We start from the raw sequence: 19,655 nt of genomic DNA, 5'->3' as shown, positions 1-19,655 counted from the left end.
CCTCCCCCAATGATCGAGTTGTGGTTCGCCATCATCGCCTTCCTCTGGACCGGCTACTTCGTCCTCGAAGGCTTCGACTTCGGCGTCGGCATGCTGGCGCCCCTGGTGAGCAGGAACGCCGCCGAGCAGCGCGCCGGCCTGCAGACCATCGGCCCGGTGTGGGACGGCAACGAGGTGTGGCTGATCACCGCGGTCGGCGCCATGTTCGCCGCCTTCCCCGCCTGGTACGCGGGCGTGTTCAGCTCCTTCTACCTGCCCGTGACGCTGATCCTGGTGGGGCTCATCGTGCGCGGCGTCGGCCTGGAGTGGCGCGGCAAGGTGGACAACCCCGTCTGGTGCGACCTGGGCATCGTGGTGGGCAGCGCGCTGCCCGCGTTCCTGTGGGGCTCGGTCTTCGCCGACCTGCTGTTCGACAGCGCGCTCGCGGCCGTCGTGGGCGGCGTGTTCACCCTGGCGACGTGCGTCCTGCACGGGGCCGTCTTCCTCGCCCTGAAGACCACCGGCCCCGTACGCCGCCGCGCCCGCGTCGCCGCCCTGATCGCCGGCGGCGTCACGATCCCGGTGGCCGTGGCCGCCCTGTCGAGCCTGGGCACCATCCCGGCCCTCGCCTCCATGGCGGCCCTCGCGGCGGCCACGGCGCTGATCTGGCGCCGCCGGGAGGGCTGGGCGTTCGCGGCCACGGCGGGCTCGATCGTGCTGGCCACGCTGGCGGTCTTCATGGAGCTGCGGGTCCGGCCGCTGCCGGGGCTGACGCTGGCGGAGGCGGCTTCGGCCCCGTACACGCTGGGGATGCTGACGTGGATCGGGCTGATCGCGCTGCCGTTCGTGCTGGTGTACCAGGGGTGGACGTACTGGGTGTTCAGGAAGCGCGTGCAGGTGCGGACGGCCGGGTAGCGGCTAGGTGGCGGGGGCGCCTCCCAGGTAGAGGCGCCCCAGGCGCGGGTCGGCGGCCAGCTCTCGGGCGGGCCCCGAGATGTGCACCCGCCCGAGGTCGAGCACGCACCCCAGATCCGCCATCTCCAGCGCCCTGCGCGCGTTCTGCTCCACCAGCAGCACCGCCACCCCGGACCGGCGCATGAGGTCGATCTGCTCGAAGACGACGGAGGTGTTGCGCGGGTCGAGCCCCATGGACGGCTCGTCCAGCAGCACCACCGACGGCTCCAGCATCAGCGCCCGCGCGAACTCCACCTGCTTCTGCTGCCCGCCCGACAGCAGCCCCGCCATGCTGCCCCACCGCTCCCCCACGACGGGGAACAGCTCCTTGACCACCGCGATGCGCGCGTTCAGCCGGGCCTGGTCGCGTACGGTGAAGCCGCCGAGCCGGACGTTCTCGGCCACGGTCATCTCGCGGAAGACGCTGTGCCCCTGCAGCACGTGTGCCAGGCCGAGGCCGAGCAGGCGCTGCGGCGGCAGGCCCGTCACGTCGCGGCCCGCCAGCAGGACGCGGCCGGAGCGGGGCGCGAGCAGGCCGCTGGCGACCTTGAGGGCGGTGGACTTGCCGGCGCCGTTGGGGCCGACGAGGCAGACGACCTCCCCGGCGCGGACGGCGACGGTCAGGCCGCGCAGCACCGGCGCCGCCCGCCCGTACCCCGCGACGACGTCTTCCAGGGACAACACCGTCTCAGACACCGAGGTACGCCTCCAGCACGCGCGGGTCCTGCCTGATCAGAGCGGGCGGGCCCGCGGCGATGGGCGCGCCGCGGTCGAAGACGATCACGTGGTCGCACATGCCCATCACCATGTCCATGTTGTGCTCGACGACGAGGAACGTGCGGCCCTCCGCGTTGAGCTCGCGGACGAGGTCCGCGATGCGGTCGATCAGCGCCGGGTTGATCCCGCCCGCGGGCTCGTCGAGGAGCACCAGGTCCGGCTCGGCCATGAGCACGGCGGCCAGTTCGAGCAGCTTCTGCTGCCCGTACGACAGGTCGCGCGCCTCGGCCTCCTCCAGGTGCTCGATGCCCATGCGGCGCAGCCAGTGGCGGGCCCGCTCGACCTCGCCCTTGTCGCGCAGCCCTGCCAGCAGCTCGCGCAGGCGGGTACGGCGGACCGCGACCAGCATGTTCTCCAGCACGGTCAGGCGCGGGAAGATGCGGCAGAGCTGGAAGGTGCGGCCGATGCCGGCGTGCGCGATGCGGTGCGGCGAGTGCCGGGTGATCTCGCGGTCGCGGTAGAGCACCCGCCCGGAGTCCGGCCTGATCATGCCGGTGACGATGTTGAAGAACGTGGTCTTGCCGGAGCCGTTCGGCCCGATCAGGCCGTTGATCTTCCCGTCGCGGAGCTCGACGGAGGCGTCGGCGACGGCCAGCACGCCGCCGAACGCCTTGGTCAGCCCCTGCGTGCGCAGGGAAGTCATGGCGCCACCCCCTGGAGTCTCTGGTCGGCGCTCTCGCCGGGGATGGAGGGCCCGGCCCGCCTGCGGGTGAAGCGGGCCAGGATGCCGTCCGGCATGAACAGCACGACCAGCACCAGCACCAGCCCCGTCGCGGTCAGGTGGATCTGCGTCTCGCCCAGCGCGATCAGGAAGTACTCCCCCGCCGGGGCCACGATGAGCGCGCCGAGCAGCGGCCCGTACAGGTGCCTGACGCCGCCGAGCAGGCTCATCAGCACCATGGAGGAGGCGATCAGGATCGAGAAGACGAAGATCGGGTCGAGGCTGCCGAACCAGAGCGCGTAGAGCCCGCCGGCCAGCGCCACGAACAGGGCGGACAGGGCGAAGGCCGCCACCTTGTACGCCCCGGTGGGCACGCCCAGCGACTCGGCCTTGTCCTCGTCCTCCCTGATGGCCCGGAGGCCCGCGCCGAAGCGGGAGCGGGAGACGTACCACCAGGACAGCAGCGCGAGCGCGAGCAGCGCCAGGAACAAGTGGAAGAAGACGATGTGCGTCTGGCCGCGGTGCAGGGAGGGGAAGGGCGAGGGGACCTGCAGGCCGGTGGAGCCGCCGGTCAGGGAGCGCCAGCCCTGCACGATGAGGTTCATCATGGACACCAGCGCGAGGGACACGATCACGAACGAGGCGCCGCGCACGCGGACCGCCGCGATGCCGACGCCGACGGCGAACGCCGTGACCAGCAGCGCCGACGCGAGCAGGGCCACGGCCCAGGGCACGTCCAGCCGGACGACGAGCAGCCCAGTGCCGTACGCGCCGAGGCCGAAGAACGCCGAGTGGCCGAGCGAGACGTAGCCGGTGAAGCCGCCCAGGAGGTTCCAGGAGGTGGACATGGCGGCGTACATGACGGTCAGCGCGCCCGCGTACACCAGGTAGTAGTTGGGCGCCAGCCACGGGTAGGCGATCGCCAGCGCGGCGAACAGCAGCGGCAGCCCCCTAGAAACGGTGCGCAAGCCGGCCTCCGAAGAACCCCTGGGGGCGCGCGAGCAGGGTCAGGAAGAGGAAGACGTAGAACATCATCGTGGCCCAGGTGGCGTCCACGGTGACCAGCACGACGCCCTCGACCACCCCGAGCAGCACGGCGGCCAGCGCCGCGCCCACCACGCTGCCCAGCCCGCCGACGACGATGATGGCCATGAGCTTGCCGATCCACACCCAGTGCGAGGCGGGGAAGAACGGCGTGATCAGCGCCAGCACGGTGCCGCCGACGGCGGCGGTGGCCAGGCCGACGCCGAAGCCGTACCCGGCGACGCGCTCGGTCTGGATGCCGACCAGCCTGGCCGCCTCGCGGTGCTGGATCGTGGCCCGCAGCGCCTGCCCGAACCGGCTCCTGACCAGCACCGCGAACAGCACGGCGAGGGTGAGCCCCGCCACGCAGAAGGCGATGATCTTGTCGTACGGCAGGTGCACGCCGCCGATGCTCAGCGACCGGGTGGCGTACTCCATGCTGACCGACTTGTAGGAGCCCGTGTAGAACGTGCCGAGCAGCCCCTCGATGGTCAGCGCGATCCCGAACGTCAGCAGCACCGACATCATCGCCAGGTTGTCGGGCGCGAGCCGGGCGATCAGCAGCCGCTGCACCGCCACGCCCAGCACGAAGAAGAGCGGCACGGTCAGCGGCAACGCCAGGAACGGGTCCACGCCGAGCGTGGTGTGCACGGTGTAGGTGAGGTAGGCGGCCAGGAACAGGAACGCCGGGTGCGCCACCATGACCACCCGCATCACGCCGAAGTACAGCGACAGGCCCGAGGCGAGCAGGGCGTAGAGCCCGCCGGTCAGCACGCCCAGGGCCAGCCCCTGCAGGAGCAGGGTCACCATTCCTGCTTCGGGTACACGATCGAGGCGGTCCTGGCCTGCTCGGGGAGCACGATCTCGACCTTGCCGTCCACGTACTGCTGGATCATGTGCGCCTGCTCCGGCCTGCCCTTGTCGTCGAAGGACAGCGGCCCCACGACGGTGTCGAACGTGCCCTGCCTGATGTGCTCGGTCAGCTTGTCCTGGCACTCCTTGGCGGGGTCGACGCACTTGACGGCGTTCACGGCGGCCTCGACGATCTGCCCCACGGTGTAGCCGTTGGCGGCGTCCTCGTTGGCCTCGCCGCCGAACAGCTCCTTGTAGCGCTTGACCATCTCCTGGTTGCCGGTGAACGTCGCGGTGGCGGACCAGCCGACCGGCGAGAGAATGTGCTCGGCCGCCCCCTTCACCGCCGCGGGGAACTCGGCCAGCGTCGGCCCCGTCGAGAACGCCGCCAGCTTGGGCTGCACCTTCAGCTCCTGCAGCGCGCGCACCAGGCCGACCGAGTCCTCGAACTGCGTGCCGCCCACCACCAGGTCCGGCTTCGCGGCGGCGATCTTGGCGGCGATGGGGGCGAAGTCGGTGGTCTCCGGCGGGTACACCTCGTCCACGACGGTCCTGACGCCGGCCGCGGCCAGCTTGTCGCGCAGGCCGTACGCGGTGCCCTGCGCGAACGGGTCGTCCAGGCTGGCGTACGCCGCCGTCTTCGGCCGCTGGCCGGCCGGCAGCTTCGTGATGTAGTCGGCCAGATAGTTGTAGTGGTCGCTCGCGATCGCGGGCGCCGCGTAGAAGAGCCGCTTGAAGCCCTGCTCGAACACCTCGGCGGCGGCACCGGCCGGCTCCACGAAGAGCATGCCGTACGACTCGGCGACCTTCGCCGCGGGGATCACCAGGCGCGAGGAGAACGGCCCGAAGACCAGGTCGACCTTGTCCTGCGTGATGAGGGACTCGTAGTCGGAGCTGACCCGGTTGGGGTCGGAGGCGTCGTCGCGGAAGATCAGCTCGACCTTCCTGCCGAGCAGGCCGCCCCTGGCGTTCACCTGGTCGGCCCACACCTTGTACCCCTCCTGGATGCCCTTGCCGGGCTCGGAGAAGTCGCCGGTGAGCGGGAGCGAGATGCCGATCTTGACCGGCCCCTGCTGCTGTCCCGGCGACTGCGCCGCGCCGGGTTCGTCGGTCTTGGCGCACGCGGTGAGCGCCAATGCGCAGATGGAGATGATCGTCAGGCCCTTGCGAACTCTTGCCATCGAGGAGACCCCCGTCAGAAGAGGCGGAGCGAAAGCGCTTTCGGAAGCGCTTTCGGTTACGATTACACGGGATTCCGCCCTGGACAAGGGGGTCCGCACCACATGGCGAAGCGACCTTCTCACCCCGGCCCGCCCCGCCTGGTCGACGTGGCCGAGGCCGCCGGAGTCTCGCTGGCGACGGCCTCGCGGGCGATGAACGGCAGCACGGGGGTGAGCGCCGAGGTCGCGGCGCACGTCCAGGCGATCGCCACCCAGGTGGGCTACGTGCCGAACAGCCACGCGCGGGCGCTGGCCGGCGGGCAGGCGTCCATGGTCGGGCTGATCGTGCACGACGTGGGCGATCCGTACTTCGGCGAGATCGCCAGGGGCGTGCTGCGCGAGACGGACAGCCGCGGCTACCTGGCGCTGATCAGCCAGACCGAGCGCGACCCGCAGGCGGAGCTGGCCCGCATCCGCGCCCTGCGCGCGCACCGGGTGACCTCGATCGTGCTGGCCGGGTCCGGCTACGTCGAGGCGCGCACGGAGACCGACATCGCGGCCGAGCTGCGCTCGTTCACCACGGCGGGCGGCCGGGTCGCGGTGATCGGCCGCCACCACCTGCCGGTGGACGCGGTGCTGCCCGACAACGCGGCCGGCGGCGCCACGCTCATGCGGCACCTGCTCGACCTCGGCCACCGCCGCCTGGGGGTGCTCGGCGGGCCCGCCAACCTGACCACCGTGGAGGACCGGCTGGCCGGGCTGCGGGCGGCGTTCGGGGCGGCCGGGCTCGACTGGCGCTCGGTGCCCGTCGTGCACGGGGACTTCACCAGGGAGGGCGGCGCGGCGGCCACCGCGCGGCTGGTGCGGGCGCATCCCGGCCTGACGGCGGTGGTCGCGCTGAACGACCCGATGGCGGTGGGGGCGCTGTCGTGGCTGCTCAACCACGGGCGGCGGGTGCCGGACGAGATCTCGGTGGCCGGGTTCGACGACGTGCCGGTGGCGCGCGACGTGTACCCGGCGCTGACCACGGTGCGGCTGCCGATGGTGGGGATGGGCAAGCAGGCGCTGGAGCTGGTGCTGCGGCCGCCCGCGTCCCGGCCGCGGCGGCGGCGTACGCGGCACGAGCTGGTGGTCCGCGCCTCCACCGCCCCGCCTCCCTCTTGACATGACCTTGGGCCGGGTTACGATCCGAAAGTCCCGAAAGCGCTTTCGCCCTCCGGGGCACCCGCGAGAGGACCCCCGATGTCAGCCTTTCGCACCGTCTTTCACACCGTCTTTCGCACCGTCCCCGCCGTTCTCCTGATCGCCGCGCTCTGCACCCCTGCCTCTCCGGCCCTCGCGGAGCCGGTGCCCGTCGCGGACCCCGTGCCGGAGAAGCCGATCGCCTCGCCGCTCACGCTCACCCTGGAGGAGTTCGCCTCCTTCCCCAGGAGCGAGCCGATCCCGCCCCCGAGCAACGACCCGCGGCTGGTGCGCCACGCCAGGATCAACTACCTGGGAGAGCTCCCCGACGGCTCCCGCCGCCTGTACGTCAACGACCTCAACGGCCGGCTGTACCTGCTCGGCAGGGACCGGCAGCCCCAGGAGTACCTGGACGTGGCCGCCGCGTTCGCCCCCGACTTCGTCTCGGGGCGCGGCCTGGGCAGCGGCTTCGGCTTCACCGCCTTCCACCCGGAGTTCGGCCGCAACGGCAGGTTCTACACGGTCCACACCGAGTGGGGCGCCGCGCTCACCACGAAGACCCCCGACCTGCCGCCCCAGCCCGGCACCAGGTTCCACGGCGTGATCACCGAGTGGACGGCCGCCGACCCGCGCGCCGGCGTGTTCTCCGGCACGCGCAGGGAGGTGCTCAGGCTCGGCTTCTCCGGCCAGATCCACGGCATCCAGCAGATCGACTTCAACCCCGGCGCCCGCCCCGGCGACGCCGACTACGGCCTGCTCTACATCGCGGCGGGCGACGGCGGCAGGGGCGCCTCCAGCGACGACCCGCAGAACCTGGCCATCCCCCAGGGCAAGCTCCTCAGGATCGACCCGGCCGGCACGGACGGCCGCAAGTACGGCATCCCGCCCGCCAACCCCTTCGCCGGCCAGGAGGGCAGGCTCGGCGAGATCTACGCGTACGGCATGCGCGACCCCCACCGCTTCAGCTGGGACGGCGACCGCATCCTGCTCGGCCACATCGGCGAGCACGCCATCGAGGCCGTCTACGACGTCGGCCCCGGCGACAACCTGGGCTGGAGCGAGCGCGAAGGCTCCTTCGTGTTCGACCAGGCCGACCGCTGCCGCCTCTACACGCTTCCGGACGACGACGCCCGGTACGGCTACACGTACCCGGTGGCCGCCTACGACCACGATCCGCCGCCGGGCCACCCCTGCAACGCCGACAGCGGCCACGCGATCGTCGGCGGCTTCGTCTACCGCGGCGACCGGCTGCCGCTGCTGTCCGGGACGTACCTGTTCGGCGACATCGTGGACGGCCAGATCTTCCACGCCACCGCCGCCCACCTGCGCGAAGGGCTCGGCCGGGCCGCGATCTACCAGCCGCGCCTGGTGGACGCCGCGGGGAACGCGGTGACCATGCGGGACCTGGCCGGCGACACCCGCGTGGACCTGCGCTTCGGCCGGGACGCCAGGGGCGAGCTGTACGTGCTGTCGAAGGCCAACGGCAGGATCTGGAAGGTCACGCGGGCCGCCTACGCCCCGGCCGGCGTGCTGCCGTCGTTGCGGCGCGGCCTGGTGGCCGCCTACGACTTCGAGCACCCGCTGCCGGGCGACCCGGCCCGCGAGCAGGACCAGGGCCTGTCCGGCACCGATCTGTCCCTGGTCAACGGCGGCGCCGCGATGCGCGTGGAGGACGGCGCGTACCGGGGCAGCGCGCACGCGCTCCAGACCGGCCAGGTCGAGCCCGCGACCGCGGGCAACGACGACTGGAAGGCCGGCGTGTACGCCGAGCCGGGCGTGCCCACCCTGCGCTCCTTCAACGCGGTCGCGGGCGCCACCGTCATGGGCTGGTTCAAGGTGCGGGCCGACGGCCCGGCGCCCGACTCCAACACCGCGGACCCGGCCGACCGGTACAACGCGATCGGCCTGGCGGGCGTCCTCACCGGCACCTCCCAGGGGCACGACGTGCGGGCGCTGCTGGAGCTGATCACGGTGAACGGCGAGCTGAAGGTGGTGGCGCTGGCCAGGAGGGTGGACGGGTCCGCCTCCCAGACCTTCGCCGCCGACCTGCCGTGGCAGCGCGTCCTGCCTCGCGACCAGTGGGTCTTCCTCGCCGCCACGTTCGACTTCGACACCGGCGCCATGCGCCTCTACCGCAACGGCCGCCCGCTGGACGGCTCCTCCACGGTCGCCGGTGATCCATGGGGCGTGGAGGGCGCCCCCGAGCCCGACCTCACCTCACCGACCGATCCCCGCGGCATCAAGATCGGCGGCAGCTACCCGCAGAACACCAGGGAGCAGAACCCCTGCGACTGCCGCATGGACGGCCTGCTGTTCCTGGACCGGGTGGCCGCCCCCGGCGAGATCAGGGCCCAGTACGAGCTCCTGCGCCACCGCTAGCCGACGACCTGCATCTTCTTCGTCCGATGGTCGGTGAGATGCAGGTCGCCGCCGAGCCGCTCCTTGAGCAGATCGAGCACCTTCCTGCTGGACAGCACGGTCCAGAGCGGTCCCACCAGGTGCGGGTTGTACTCGGGGGCGGCGTCCATCCAGGCGTCCTTGCCCGCCTGGCTGTGGAACGTCGTGACGAAGAACTCGCCGTCCGGGGTCCTGCAGTACCCCGTGCGGAGCTCGGAGGCGTTCACCTGCATGCGCGGCGTGCAGCCCACCTTGGCGGAGAGCTGCTCGACCGTGAGGGGGGCGGCGCCGGCCTGCTGTCCGGCTGCCGCGACATGGCCGCCGCCGCTCCCGGAGGAGCAGCCGGCGACCAGCCCGGCCAGCAGCGCGAAGGCGGCCAGACGTGGAATCGTCGTCATGTGCGGAGGTACGCAGGCCCCGCGCCGGGAGTTCAGACACCGACTAGTTCGGTTGGGGTGTCATCGAGACCCGGTGATCGGTCAGGTGCAGGTCGCCGTTGAGCGGCCCGCGCAGCGCCTCCAGCACCTTCAGCGGCCCCAGCACGGTCCACTTGGGCCCCACCAGGTGCGGGTTGTACTCGGGCGCCCGGTCCATCCACTCGTTCTTGAGCTCCTCGGTCTTGAAGGTGTTGACGAAGAACTCGCCGTCCTGCGTCTTGCAGTACGCCGTCCGCACCTCGTCGGCGTCGACCTGCATCTTCGGCTTGCAGCCGACCTTCTTGGAGATCTGCTCGACCGTCATGGGCGAGGCGGTGGCGGGCTGGGACTTGCCTGCTGCGACGTAGTCGCTCCAGCCGCCTCCTGAGGAGCAGCCGGCGACCAGTCCGGCCAGCAGCGCAATAGTGGCCAGACGTGGAAATGTCGTCATGTGCGAGGGTACGCAGCCCCGCGCGGCCCGGTTCACCGCTGCGCAGGGATCGTGTCACCGCAAGACGACGCAGCCTCGCGCCTCCAGGCGGCGCAGCGCCTCGGGCTCGCCGTCGAGCTTGTTCCACCGCAGGTCGAGCTTGTCCAGGTCGGGCAGGCCGGCGGGCAGCTCCCGCAGCCGGTTGTTGCGCAGGTCGAGCTGCTTGAGCCCGGCCGGCAGCGTCTCCGGCAGCGCGCGGAGCAGGTTGTTGCGCAGGTCGAGCTGCCTCAGCCCGGCGGGCAGCGTCGCGGGCAGCTCGCGCAGCCGGTTGCCCTGCAGGTGCAGCTCGCGCAGCCGCGACAGGCGGCCGATCGAGCCGGGCAGCCGCTCCAGCCGGTTGTTGTAGAGCCGCAGCTCGACCAGCGAGGCCATGGACCCGATCGTGTCGGGCAGGGTCTCCAGCCGGTTGTCGGTCAGGTTGAGGTAGGCCAGCCGGTCCAGCCGCCCGATCGAGCCGGGCACCTCGGTGAACAGGTTGTCGCTGAGGTAGAGGTAGTCGGTGAGCGGCAGGTCGCCGAGCTCTGGCGGGATCTCGGTGAGCCGGTTGTGCCCGAGGTCCAGCATGCGCAGCCGGGTCAGGCCGCCGATGGCGGCGGGGATCTCGGTGAGGGCGTTCTCGGCCAGGTTGAGCGACTCCAGGCCGGTCAGCTTCCACAGCGTCTCCGGCACGCCGCTCAGGCCGTTCCCGCCGGCTGCCAGGTGGCGCAGCGCCGGAGGGAGCCGGTCGGGCAGGGCGGCGACGCGGTTGCCGTACAGGAAGAGGGTCTCCAGGGCCGGCGGCAGGCCGGGCAGGGCGGTCAGCTCGTTGCCGTCGAGGTGCAGCGCGCGCAGCGCGGCGAGCCCGGACAGGGAGGGCAGCTCGCGCAGGCGGTTGCCGTCGAGCCGCAGCTCCTCCAGCGCGGCGAGCCCGGCCACCCGCTCCGGGACCTCCGTGATCGCGTTCCACGCCAGGTCGACGACCCTGACGTCGGCGGGCACGGCGGGAAAGGCGGTCAGGCCGGAGTCGGGCGCGCGCATGCCGCCGATCATCCCACGCGCCCGCCGGCGCGCATGCCGCCGATCACCCACGGCGCCCGCCGGCGCCCGTGCGGCCGTGCGGCGGTGCCGGGAGGTCAGTCCGTACGGGCGGCGCGCAGATCGAACAGCTCGGACGGCGAGATCGGCATGCGGTTGATCTCGATGCCCTCGGCGTCCTCGACGGCCGAGGCGATGACGGCCGAGACGGGGATCACCCCGGCCTCGCCCGCCCCCTTGATGCCCAGGGGGTTGAGCGGCGACGGCGTCTCCAGGTGACCGGTCTCGACGTGGGGGATCTCGGTGGCGTACGGCATGAGGAAGTCCATGAAGGAGGCGTTCACGAGCTGCCCGTGCTGGTCGTAGACCATGCGCTCGTACAGGGCGCCCCCGATGCCCTGGGCCACCCCGCCGTGGATCTGCCCCTCCACGATCATGGGATTGATCAGCCGCCCGCAGTCGTGCACGACGGCGTAGCGCAGGATCCTGATCTCGGCGGTGTCGGGGTCGGTCTCGACGATCGCGGCATGCATCCCGGCCGCGAACGTGGACCGGATCGGCGAGTAGTAGTCGCGCCCCTCCAGCCCCGGCTCCTCCCCCTCGGCGACCGGCGGCCGGTCGGGGGCGGCGGACCCCGCGAACTGGGTGGCCTTGGCGGTCTCCTCGTCGAAGGCGTAGCGCAGCGGGTTGGCCAGCACCGCCACCGTGGACAGCGGGATGGCGGCGGAGGGGGTGCCGGCCACGTGCACGATGCCCTCGGCGATGTCCAGGTCGTCCGGGTTGGCCTCCAGCGCGTCGGCGGCGATGCGCAGCGCCTTCTCGCGCACCTTCCTGCACGCCAGCGCGATGGCGTTGCCGCTGACGACGGCCGCTCTGGAGGCGAAGGTGCCGACGGCGTAGCCGAACCTGCGGGTGTCGCCGGTGACCACGCTGACCCGCTCGATGGGCACGCCCAGCTCGGTGGCGGCGATCTGGGCGAAGGCCGTCTCGTGGCCCTGCCCCTGCGAGGTGAGGCCGGTGGAGACGTGGACGCGGCCGTCGGAGGTGATCTGCACGTGCCCGCCCTCGTACGGCCCCACGCCGGTGCCCTCGACGTAGCACCCGATCCCGATCCCGAGGCCCGGCCGGCGCTCGAAGGCGTCCCAGCCGATCAGCTCCTTGATCATCCGCAGCATCTCGGGGTAGTCGCCGCTGTCGTAGATCAACGGCCGCCCGTCCTGGAAGGTCATGCCCTGGTCGTAGGGGAACTCGTCGGGCCGGATGAAGTTGGCCGCCCGCACCTCGGTGCGGTCCTTGCCCAGGTATCGGGCGATCTTGTCCATCGTGCGTTCCATGCAGAACACGCCCTGGGGCCGCCCGGCCCCGCGGTAGGGCGTCACCTGCACGGTGTTGGTGTAGACGGCGGTGAACTCGACCCGGTAGGAGCCCGGCTTGTACGGCCCCAGCAGCTGCGTCGAGGTGACGATGGGGACGATGATCCCGTACGGGGTGTAGGCGCCGTGGTCGTGCAGGATCGTGACGTCCAGCCCCAGCACGCGCCCGTCGTCGTCGAACCCGACCCGCACGTACTGCACCTGTCCCCGCTCGTGCGCCGAGGAGATGAAGTGCTCCCTGCGGTCCTCGGTCCACTTGATCTCCCGCCCGAGGGTCATCGCGGCCCACGGGACCAGCACCTCCTCGGGCCACGGGTGCACGATCTTCACCCCGAAACCGCCGCCCACGTCGGGGGCGATCACCTCGACCTGCGGCAGCGGCAGGCCGAGCGCGGCGGCCACGGCCATGCGCACGCTGGTGGAGGTCTGGGTGCTGGAGTAGACGCGCAGGTCGCGGCCGTCCCAGCGGGCGTACACACCGCGGCCCTCCAGCGGCATGCTGGCGCTGCGCTCGATGTCGAGCCGGAAGGCCAGCGTGTGCGGCGAGGTCTCGATGGCCTCCCTGGCGCCGCGCCCGCCGGTGCCCGCGACCTCCTGGACGAGGTGCGCGCCGACGTTCCCCGGCACGTCCTCGTGCACGAGCTGCGCCCCCTGGACGGCCTCCTCGATGCCGACGACGGGCTTGAGCGGCTCGTAGTCGACCTCGATGAGGGCGCAGGCGTCCTCGGCGGCGTACCGGTCGGCGGCCACCACCATGACCACCGGCTCGCCGACGTGCCTGACGACGTCCCTGGCCAGCGGGTGGGCGGTGCGCCCGTGCGTGAGCGCGGGGTGCGGGATGAGCAGCGGCAGCGCCCGGCCGACCCGCTCGGGCAGGTCCTCCCAGGTGTAGATGGCGACCAGCCCCGGCACGTCGAGCGCGCCTGCCACGTCGATGTCGCGGACGCGGGCGTGGGCGTGCGGCGAGCGCACGAACGCCGCCGCCAGCGCCTCCCGGCCCAGGTCGTCGAGGTAGCGGCCCTGCCCGGTGAGCAGCCGGGGGTCCTCGCGCCGCTGTACGGCCTCCCCGAACAACCTGGTCGTCATGATTCCTCCGCCAGCAGCTCGGCGGCCCGGTGGACGGCCTTGACGATGTTCTGGTAGCCGGTGCAGCGGCACAGGTTGCCCGAGATGCCCTCGGTCACCTCGTCGTCGGTGGGCACCGGGTTCTCCCTCAGCAGGGCCGTCACCGTGCACAGGAAGCCCGGCGTGCAGAACCCGCACTGCAGCCCGTGACACTCGGCGAACGCGCGCTGCACGGCCGACAGCCCTCCGTCCGGTCCGGCCAGCCCTTCCACGGTGGTGATCCCGGCGCCGTCCACGGTCACGGCGAACGTCAGGCACGACCGTACGGGCCGCCCGTCGAGCAGCACCGTGCAGCAGCCGCAGACGCCGTGCTCGCAGCCCACGTGCGTGCCGGTCAGGCCGAGGTCGTGGCGCAGGCAGTCGGACAGCAACCGCCGCGCCGGGACGCGGACCCGCCTGGCCGTGCCGTTCACGACGAGCGTGATCTCATGCTCCACGGGCCGCCGCCCCCTCCCGCGCCGCGTTGCGCAGCGCCCGCTCGGCCAGCACGCCCACCAGGTGCCTGCGGTAGGCGGCGGAGGCGTGGATGTCGCCCTCGGGAGCGGTGGCGTCCTGTACGAGGGCCGCCGCCGCCCGCCGGCGGCCACCTGCGTCCGACGCGCCGTCACCGTCCAAGGCCCGGGCCGAGCCCCCGCCCGAGCCCTCGTCCGGGTTCTGGTACAGGTCCATGTCCAGGTCCACCACGACAGGCCGCGCGCCGACCCCGATGCAGGCGACCCTGGCGCCGTCCGGGGTGACCACGGCGCACACGCCCGCGAGGGCGTAGTCGCCGTGCCGGCGCGCCACCTCCTCGAACGCGATCCCGGCCCCTTCCCCCAATGCCGGGAAAAATGCGGACACGGCCAGCTCGCCGGGTCCGACCGCCGACTCCATGGGCCCGACGAAGAACTCCTCAGCGGGCACCTCCCGCACGACGACCCGGCCGTCCCAGCGGGCCACCCGCACGCTCCCGCCCAGCACCGCCAGCACGGCGGGCAGCTCGGCCGCCGGATCGGCGTGCACGAGGCTGCCCACCACGGTCCCCCGGTTGCGGATCACCGGATGGGCCACCAGCTTGAGCGCCCGGGTGAGCAGCGGGTGCACCTCGGCCCGCTCGACGTCCGCGTGCCTGGCCAGCGCCCCCACCGTCACCCCCGCCGGGGTCGCCTCGATCCCGTCGAGCCCGGCCACGCGGTTGATGTCCACGAGATGCTCCGGCGCGGCCAGCCGCATGTTGAGCATCGGGATGAGGCTCTGCCCACCCGCCAGCACCTTCCCGCCGGCCTCCGCGAGCGTGCGCAGCGCCGCGGGCAGGTCTCGGGGCGCGTGGTAGGTGAACGGCGGCGGCTTCACCCTGCCTCGCTCCTGACGGGCTCGGGGCTGCGGCCCGCGACGGCGCGCAGCAGGTGGTAGCCGCCCAGCACCACGAGCGTGCCGAGCGCGATGCCCTCAAGGGTGAAATCCCCGCCGATGAAGTGCTTCACAGGTCCGATGGCCAGGATGATGCCCGCCCCGATCGGAACCATGTTCACGGGATCGGCGAAGTTCACCCGGTTCTCGATCCAGATCTTCGCGCCGAGCAGCCCGATCATCCCGTACAGGATCACGGTCACGCCGCCGAGCACGCCGCCGGGCGTGGCCGCGACGAGCGCGCCGAACTTGGGGCAGAGCCCGAACAGGATCGCGATGACGCCGGCGATGTAGTAGGCGGCGGTCGAGTAGACCTTGGTGGCCGCCATGACGCCGATGTTCTCGGCGTAGGTGGTGGTGGGCGAGCCGCCGACGGCGCTGGTGACCACGGTGCCGACGCCGTCGGCCAGGACGGCGCGCCCCACGTACGGGTCCACGTCCGTCCCGGTCATCTCCCCGACGGCCTTGACGTGCCCGATGTTCTCGGCGATCAGCGCGATCACGGCGGGCAGCACCAGCAGCACGGCCGAGGTCCTGAAGTCGGGCGCGTGGAAGCTCGGCAGCCCGAACCAGGGCGCGTCGGCCACCGACTGGAAGCTCACCCGGTCGTGCGGGAAGGCCGTCGCCACGCAGTACGTGCCCTCGGCCGGGCAGGGGTTCCCCGCGGCGTCCCGCAGGTTGGCGCCCGGCAGCACGGACGTGACCGGCCCGGCGGCCCTGTCCAGCACCCAGGACAGCACGAACCCGGCCACCAGCCCGATCAGCACCCCGATCCGCCCGATGAATCCCTTGAACGCCACGATCACCACGAACGTGATGAGCATCGTGACGAGCGCCACCCAGTGGTCCTGCGGCCAGTAGACGTCCGCCACCACGAACGCCAGCCCGAACCCGATCAGCATCACGACCGCGCCGGTGACCACGGGCGGGAACACCCGGTGGATGATCTGCACGCCGAGGAAGTGGATGGCCAGCCCGGCCAGCGCCAGCACGAGCCCGGCGACCAGGATGGCGCCGGTCACGATCGCGTCCGCGCCGCCGGTGTCGCCGCCGGCCGCCGCCCTGATCGCGAACACGCCGCCGACGAAGGACGCGCTGGTGCCCAGGTAGCTGGGCACCTTCCCCTTCACGATCAGCAGGAACAGGATCGTCGCGACGCCCGACATCATCACGGCCACGTTCGGGTCCAGCCCCATGACCAGCGGGAAGACGAACGTCGCGCCGAACATCGCGATCACGTGCTGCGCCCCGAACCCCACCGTCCGGGGCCAGCTCAGCCTCTCGTCGGGCCTGACCACCTCGCCGGGGGCCAGGTGCTTGCCGTCACCGTGTTTGGTCCAACGCAAAACCATGCGAGCCCCCTCGTGTGCCGGGCGCCTGGACGTGCCGTTGGCGGGCACATTAGGCCCGGTGGTACGCTCCTACACGGGCATGATCTGCCAAATCTGCCCCGCCGACCAGAGAGAACCTCGCGCACACGGCGCGGCCGCGGATGTGAGGGCGCTACCGCCGTGCGGCGCGCAGCAGGTGGTAGCCGACGAGCAGCACGATCGTGCCGAGCGCGATGCCGCTGAGCGCGAACGTGCCGGTGATCGGGAACGCGACGGGGCCGATGGCGCAGATGATCCCGGCGCCCGTCGGCACGAGGTTGCGGGGGTCGGACAGGTCCACCCGGTTCTCGATCCAGATCTTGGCGCCGAGCAGGCCGATCATCCCGTACAGGATGGTCGTCACGCCGCCCAGCACCCCGCCCGGCGTGGCCGCGATGAGCGCGCCGAACTTGGGGCAGAGCCCGAACAGGATCGCGATGACGGCCGCGATGTAGTAGGCGGCGGTCGAGTACACCTTGGTGGCCGCCATGACGCCGATGTTCTCGGCGTACGTGGTCGTCGCGGAGCCGCCCACGGAGGTGGCCACGACGGTCCCGACGCCGTCGGCCATGACCGCCCGCCCCATGTAGGCGTCGACGTCGGCCCCGGTCATCTCGCCCACGGCCTTGACGTGCCCGACGTTCTCGGCGATCAGCGCGATCACCACGGGCAGCACCAGCACGATGGCCGACACCTCGAACACGGGCCCGTGCAGCGACGGCAGCCCGATCCAGTCGGCCTGCGCCACCGCGTCCAGGTTCACCCGGAAGTGCTCGGTCACCTTGCCGCTGTCGTCGGGCGCGGTGATCGGCCCGCCCACGAGGTCCCACGCCCAGGACAGCAGGAACCCGAACACGAGCCCGAGCAGCACGCCGATCCGGCCGAGGAAGCCCTTGAACACCCCGATGAAGACGAACGTGGCCGCCATCGTCAGCAACGCCACCCACGGGTCCTTCGGCCAGTAGACGTCCGCCGCCACGTACGCCATGCCGAACCCGATGAGCATCACCACCCCGCCGGTCACGATCGGCGGGAAGACCCGGTGGATGACGCCGACGCCCAGCTTGTGGATCGCGAACCCGCACGCGGCGAGCACGACCCCGACGACGAGCAGCGCCCCGGTGACGGTCGCGTCGCCGCCCCCGGCCGCCCTGATCGCCACGACGGCCCCCACGAAGGACGCGCTGGACCCGACGTAGCTGGGCACCTTGCCCTTCACGATCAGCAGGAACAGGATCGTCGCGACCCCGGACATCATCACGGCGAGATTCGCGTCCAGCCCCATGACCAGCGGGAAGACGAAGGTCGCGCCGAACATCGCGATGACGTGCTGCGCCCCGATGCCCACCATCCGGGGCCAGCTCAGCCGCTCGTCCGGCTTGACCACCTCACCCGGCGTCAGGCGCTTCCCATCGCCGTGCACCTTCCACCCGAACGCCACGAACACACCTCGATCTCCCGCCTGAACTGCGGGTATGTCTCCTGCTCCGATGCTGGAGAGCACAATAGAGGGTGCCGTCGCGTGCTCGCGCACCGGCTAGGCGACGTGGATCTCGAACCCGTCGCCGCTGACCACCTGCCCCGTCCGGATCTTGGCGCGCTTGCGCAGCTCCACCTCTCCGTCGACCTGGACCATGCCCTCGTCGATGAGCTGCTTGGCCATCCCTCCGGTCTCGGTGATGCCGCAGTACTTCAGCAGGTCGCACAGCGGGATGTACTCGTCGCGCAGCTCGAATTCCAGTGATTCCACAAGGCAGCAGCCTAGATGCCCCGCATCCGCAGCACGTGCAGGGCCAGCGTGAGGTTGAGCCGCAGGTGCGGGTCGTCGGTGAAGTTGCCCAGCAGGCGCTCCAGCTTGCCGATCCGGTAGCGCAGCGTGTTGTAGTGGAAGTGCAGCCGCCGCGCCGTCTCCGCCACGTTCAGGTTGGTCTCCAGCAGCGACTGCAGCGTGCGCCGCAGGTCGGCGTTCTCAGCGTCGTCGTCGGAGGCCAGCGGGCCGAGCGTCTCGCGGACGAACGCGTGCAGCTCGTCGGTGTCGTTCACCAGCGACAGCAGCCGGTAGACGCCGAGCTGGTCGAAGTGCGCCACCGCCCCCGGCCCGTGGAGCTGCCGCCCCACCCTGGCCGCCTTCAGCGCCTGCGAGTACGCCTCGGGCAGCGTCTCCGCGCCGGGGCTCGGCCGGGAGGTGCCGGTGGAGAACGTGGCGGGCGGCACGTCGGCGAAGGCGGAGGCGGCGTCCTTGGCCACGCGGGCGGCGTCGATGGCGGCGTCCACCACGGCCACCACCTCGTGCGAGAAGCCGGCGACGGCGCCGTGCGGGTCGTGCCGCCTGATGGCGGCGGTCCAGCAGGAGACGAGGCGGTCCTGGGCGCTGCGCTCGTCGCCGTCGGGGTCGAGCTCGGCCACCAGCACGGTCACGGGCCGCGACAGGTCCCAGCCGAACGCCCGGGCGCGGGCGGTGACCCGCTCCGCCGTGCCGGCCCGGCCGGTGAGCACGTCGCGCAGGAAGTCGGCGCGGTACTTGCTCTCGACGGCGTTGACCGCCTCCTGCCGGGTGACGACGAGGGCCGCCACGGTGGCGGCGCGCTCCAGGATGCCGACGTCGCTGTCCCTGATCGCGGCGGCCGGGCTGTAGGCGACGATCCTGCCGTGGTGGTGGCCGCCGGCGAGCACGGGCACCGAGGCGAACGAGCGGGCGCGCGCGGCGGGCGTACGGGGAGGCGACGTGGGCGGCCCCTCGCGGGAGATCGACTCCCGCAGCACGCTCACGTGGTCGCCGGGCCCGGCGGTGGCCAGGACGCGGCCCGAGCCGTCCACGGCCGCCACCGCCACGTCGAGGAGCTGCGCCACCTCCGCGGTGACCTCGTCCAGGCCACCGCCGGCCAGCACCACCTGGACCAGCGCCCGGTGCGCCTCCTCGGCGCGGGCGAGCACGGCGGCCTGGCGGTTGAGGATGTCGGTGAGCACCTGGTTGAGGATGTCGTCGAAGCCGACGTCGTTGGGCAGCAGGATGAGCGGGAAGCCGAGCCTGTCGGCCTGCTCCACCATCTCGGCGGGCAGCTCGTCGACGTAGCGGCCGAGCTTGATGGCCAGCGCGGCCAGCCCGCGCTCGTCGAGGTCGGCGACCAGCCGGCCGAGCGACTGCGGCGTGTTGCGCAGCGGGTAGCCGGTGGTGAGCAGCAGCTCGTGCGGCTTGACCCAGGCCAGGATGTCGGGCACTTCCATGACGTTGAGCCGCTGCACGATGCGGCCGAGGCCGCTCTCCCCGGCGATCAGCCTGGCCTCGGCGAGAGTGGACACGCCGAGCACCTCGCCCACGGACACGCCGTGGATGATCGTGCCGGTGCTGGCGAGACGGACCGGGGGCTCCATGGGGAAATTGTGACCCCGAAGGCCGTCTGTCAGGAAGAGCCAACCAACCCGCTGACTGTTGGCAAATTTACCCGTACGGAGGGTTCACCGCCCGTTCTACGGTCAGGTCCAAGGTCGGTTG

18 protein-coding genes are annotated in these 19,655 nt (G+C 72.0%); 3 read left to right on the top strand and 15 right to left on the bottom strand.

Going from position 1 to position 19,655, the window contains the following annotated elements; all coding sequences use genetic code 11:
* Positions 1-9 precede the first annotated feature (9 nt).
* Positions 10-894, top strand: coding sequence for a cytochrome d ubiquinol oxidase subunit II (cydB, locus tag HD597_RS06910; RefSeq protein ID WP_253740889.1), 885 nt, complete (start codon positions 10-12; stop codon positions 892-894).
* 3 nt (positions 895-897) lie between these two features.
* Here the strand turns inward: cydB and HD597_RS06905 are convergent, their stop codons facing one another.
* From HD597_RS06905 to HD597_RS06885, 5 genes are read right to left on the bottom strand one after another with little or no spacing between them, the layout of a single operon-like run.
* Positions 898-1,629: an ABC transporter ATP-binding protein gene (locus tag HD597_RS06905; protein WP_253740888.1), complete on the bottom strand. Its 732-nt coding sequence runs from the start codon at positions 1,627-1,629 to the stop codon at positions 898-900.
* A complete protein-coding gene (locus HD597_RS06900) occupies positions 1,622-2,353 on the bottom strand; it encodes an ABC transporter ATP-binding protein (protein WP_253740887.1) in 732 nt (243 codons plus the stop codon). The genes HD597_RS06905 and HD597_RS06900 overlap by 8 nt, the downstream gene beginning before the upstream one ends.
* The gene (locus HD597_RS06895; protein WP_253740886.1) at positions 2,350-3,339 is read right to left on the bottom strand and encodes a branched-chain amino acid ABC transporter permease; all 990 of its coding nucleotides are present in this window, start codon (positions 3,337-3,339) and stop codon (positions 2,350-2,352) included. Before HD597_RS06895 ends, HD597_RS06900 begins: the two co-directional genes overlap by 4 nt.
* Positions 3,323-4,204 (bottom strand): branched-chain amino acid ABC transporter permease, encoded by an 882-nt coding sequence (locus HD597_RS06890; RefSeq protein ID WP_253740885.1) that lies wholly within the window; start codon positions 4,202-4,204, stop codon positions 3,323-3,325. The genes HD597_RS06895 and HD597_RS06890 overlap by 17 nt, the downstream gene beginning before the upstream one ends.
* Positions 4,198-5,427: an amino acid ABC transporter substrate-binding protein gene (locus HD597_RS06885; protein WP_253740884.1), complete on the bottom strand. Its 1,230-nt coding sequence runs from the start codon at positions 5,425-5,427 to the stop codon at positions 4,198-4,200. The genes HD597_RS06890 and HD597_RS06885 overlap by 7 nt, the downstream gene beginning before the upstream one ends.
* 102 nt (positions 5,428-5,529) lie before the next feature.
* Here HD597_RS06885 and HD597_RS06880 point away from each other — a divergent pair, with 102 nt between their 5' ends.
* Both HD597_RS06880 and HD597_RS06875 read left to right on the top strand, forming a co-directional pair.
* Complete coding sequence (locus HD597_RS06880) at positions 5,530-6,570, top strand: LacI family DNA-binding transcriptional regulator (RefSeq protein ID WP_253740883.1); 1,041 nt, start codon at positions 5,530-5,532, stop codon at positions 6,568-6,570.
* Between the two features lie 78 nt (positions 6,571-6,648).
* Complete coding sequence (locus tag HD597_RS06875) at positions 6,649-8,967, top strand: PQQ-dependent sugar dehydrogenase (protein ID WP_253740882.1); 2,319 nt, start codon at positions 6,649-6,651, stop codon at positions 8,965-8,967.
* Here the strand turns inward: HD597_RS06875 and HD597_RS06870 are convergent.
* From HD597_RS06870 to HD597_RS06825, 10 genes are all read right to left on the bottom strand, one after another.
* Positions 8,964-9,383 (bottom strand): hypothetical protein, encoded by a 420-nt coding sequence (locus HD597_RS06870; protein WP_253740881.1) that lies wholly within the window; start codon positions 9,381-9,383, stop codon positions 8,964-8,966. The genes HD597_RS06875 and HD597_RS06870 overlap by 4 nt on opposite strands.
* A gap of 43 nt (positions 9,384-9,426) precedes the next feature.
* Positions 9,427-9,852, bottom strand: a complete 426-nt coding sequence (locus HD597_RS06865) for a hypothetical protein (protein WP_253740880.1) — start codon at positions 9,850-9,852, stop codon at positions 9,427-9,429.
* A 54-nt stretch (positions 9,853-9,906) separates the two neighbouring features.
* Positions 9,907-10,908: a leucine-rich repeat domain-containing protein gene (locus tag HD597_RS06860; protein WP_253740879.1), complete on the bottom strand. Its 1,002-nt coding sequence runs from the start codon at positions 10,906-10,908 to the stop codon at positions 9,907-9,909.
* 95 nt (positions 10,909-11,003) lie between these two features.
* Complete coding sequence (gene cutA / locus HD597_RS06855) at positions 11,004-13,364, bottom strand: aerobic carbon-monoxide dehydrogenase large subunit (RefSeq protein ID WP_253740878.1); 2,361 nt, start codon at positions 13,362-13,364, stop codon at positions 11,004-11,006.
* Positions 13,361-13,840, bottom strand: a complete 480-nt coding sequence (locus HD597_RS06850) for a (2Fe-2S)-binding protein (protein ID WP_308210572.1) — start codon at positions 13,838-13,840, stop codon at positions 13,361-13,363. Before HD597_RS06850 ends, cutA begins: the two co-directional genes overlap by 4 nt.
* Positions 13,830-14,735, bottom strand: coding sequence for an FAD binding domain-containing protein (locus HD597_RS06845; protein WP_253740877.1), 906 nt, complete (start codon positions 14,733-14,735; stop codon positions 13,830-13,832). The genes HD597_RS06850 and HD597_RS06845 overlap by 11 nt, the downstream gene beginning before the upstream one ends.
* Positions 14,732-16,144, bottom strand: a complete 1,413-nt coding sequence (locus HD597_RS06840) for a uracil-xanthine permease family protein (protein WP_253740876.1) — start codon at positions 16,142-16,144, stop codon at positions 14,732-14,734. Before HD597_RS06840 ends, HD597_RS06845 begins: the two co-directional genes overlap by 4 nt.
* A gap of 151 nt (positions 16,145-16,295) precedes the next feature.
* A complete protein-coding gene (locus tag HD597_RS06835; RefSeq protein ID WP_253740875.1) occupies positions 16,296-17,603 on the bottom strand; it encodes a uracil-xanthine permease family protein in 1,308 nt (435 codons plus the stop codon).
* 96 nt (positions 17,604-17,699) lie between these two features.
* On the bottom strand, positions 17,700-17,912 hold the full coding sequence (locus HD597_RS06830) for an RNA-binding S4 domain-containing protein (protein ID WP_253740874.1): 213 nt from the start codon (positions 17,910-17,912) through the stop codon (positions 17,700-17,702).
* A gap of 11 nt (positions 17,913-17,923) precedes the next feature.
* Positions 17,924-19,534, bottom strand: coding sequence for a PucR family transcriptional regulator (locus HD597_RS06825; RefSeq protein WP_253740873.1), 1,611 nt, complete (start codon positions 19,532-19,534; stop codon positions 17,924-17,926).
* Positions 19,535-19,655: the final 121 nt, after the last annotated feature.

The sequence above is a fragment of the Nonomuraea thailandensis genome, from assembly GCF_024172165.1.
GTDB classification, from domain to species: domain Bacteria; phylum Actinomycetota; class Actinomycetes; order Streptosporangiales; family Streptosporangiaceae; genus Nonomuraea; species Nonomuraea thailandensis.
Note: the sequence above shows the minus strand (reverse complement) of the source record. Positions and strands in the feature narration are given on the sequence as shown.

Bases quoted from the DNA above. Each gene is read 5' to 3' on its own strand.
- cydB (WP_253740889.1), top strand. From the start codon at position 10: ATGATCGAGTTGTGGTTCGCCATCATCGCCTTCCTCTGGACCGGCTAC.
- HD597_RS06900 (WP_253740887.1), bottom strand. From the start codon at position 2,353: ATGACTTCCCTGCGCACGCAGGGGCTGACCAAGGCGTTCGGCGGCGTG.
- HD597_RS06890 (WP_253740885.1), bottom strand. From the start codon at position 4,204: ATGGTGACCCTGCTCCTGCAGGGGCTGGCCCTGGGCGTGCTGACCGGC.
- HD597_RS06885 (WP_253740884.1), bottom strand. From the start codon at position 5,427: ATGGCAAGAGTTCGCAAGGGCCTGACGATCATCTCCATCTGCGCATTG.
- HD597_RS06880 (WP_253740883.1), top strand. From the start codon at position 5,530: ATGGCGAAGCGACCTTCTCACCCCGGCCCGCCCCGCCTGGTCGACGTG.
- HD597_RS06875 (WP_253740882.1), top strand. From the start codon at position 6,649: ATGTCAGCCTTTCGCACCGTCTTTCACACCGTCTTTCGCACCGTCCCC.
- HD597_RS06870 (WP_253740881.1), bottom strand. From the start codon at position 9,383: ATGACGACGATTCCACGTCTGGCCGCCTTCGCGCTGCTGGCCGGGCTG.
- HD597_RS06865 (WP_253740880.1), bottom strand. From the start codon at position 9,852: ATGACGACATTTCCACGTCTGGCCACTATTGCGCTGCTGGCCGGACTG.
- HD597_RS06860 (WP_253740879.1), bottom strand. From the start codon at position 10,908: ATGCGCGCGCCCGACTCCGGCCTGACCGCCTTTCCCGCCGTGCCCGCC.
- cutA (WP_253740878.1), bottom strand. From the start codon at position 13,364: ATGACGACCAGGTTGTTCGGGGAGGCCGTACAGCGGCGCGAGGACCCC.
- HD597_RS06840 (WP_253740876.1), bottom strand. From the start codon at position 16,144: ATGGTTTTGCGTTGGACCAAACACGGTGACGGCAAGCACCTGGCCCCC.
- HD597_RS06825 (WP_253740873.1), bottom strand. From the start codon at position 19,534: ATGGAGCCCCCGGTCCGTCTCGCCAGCACCGGCACGATCATCCACGGC.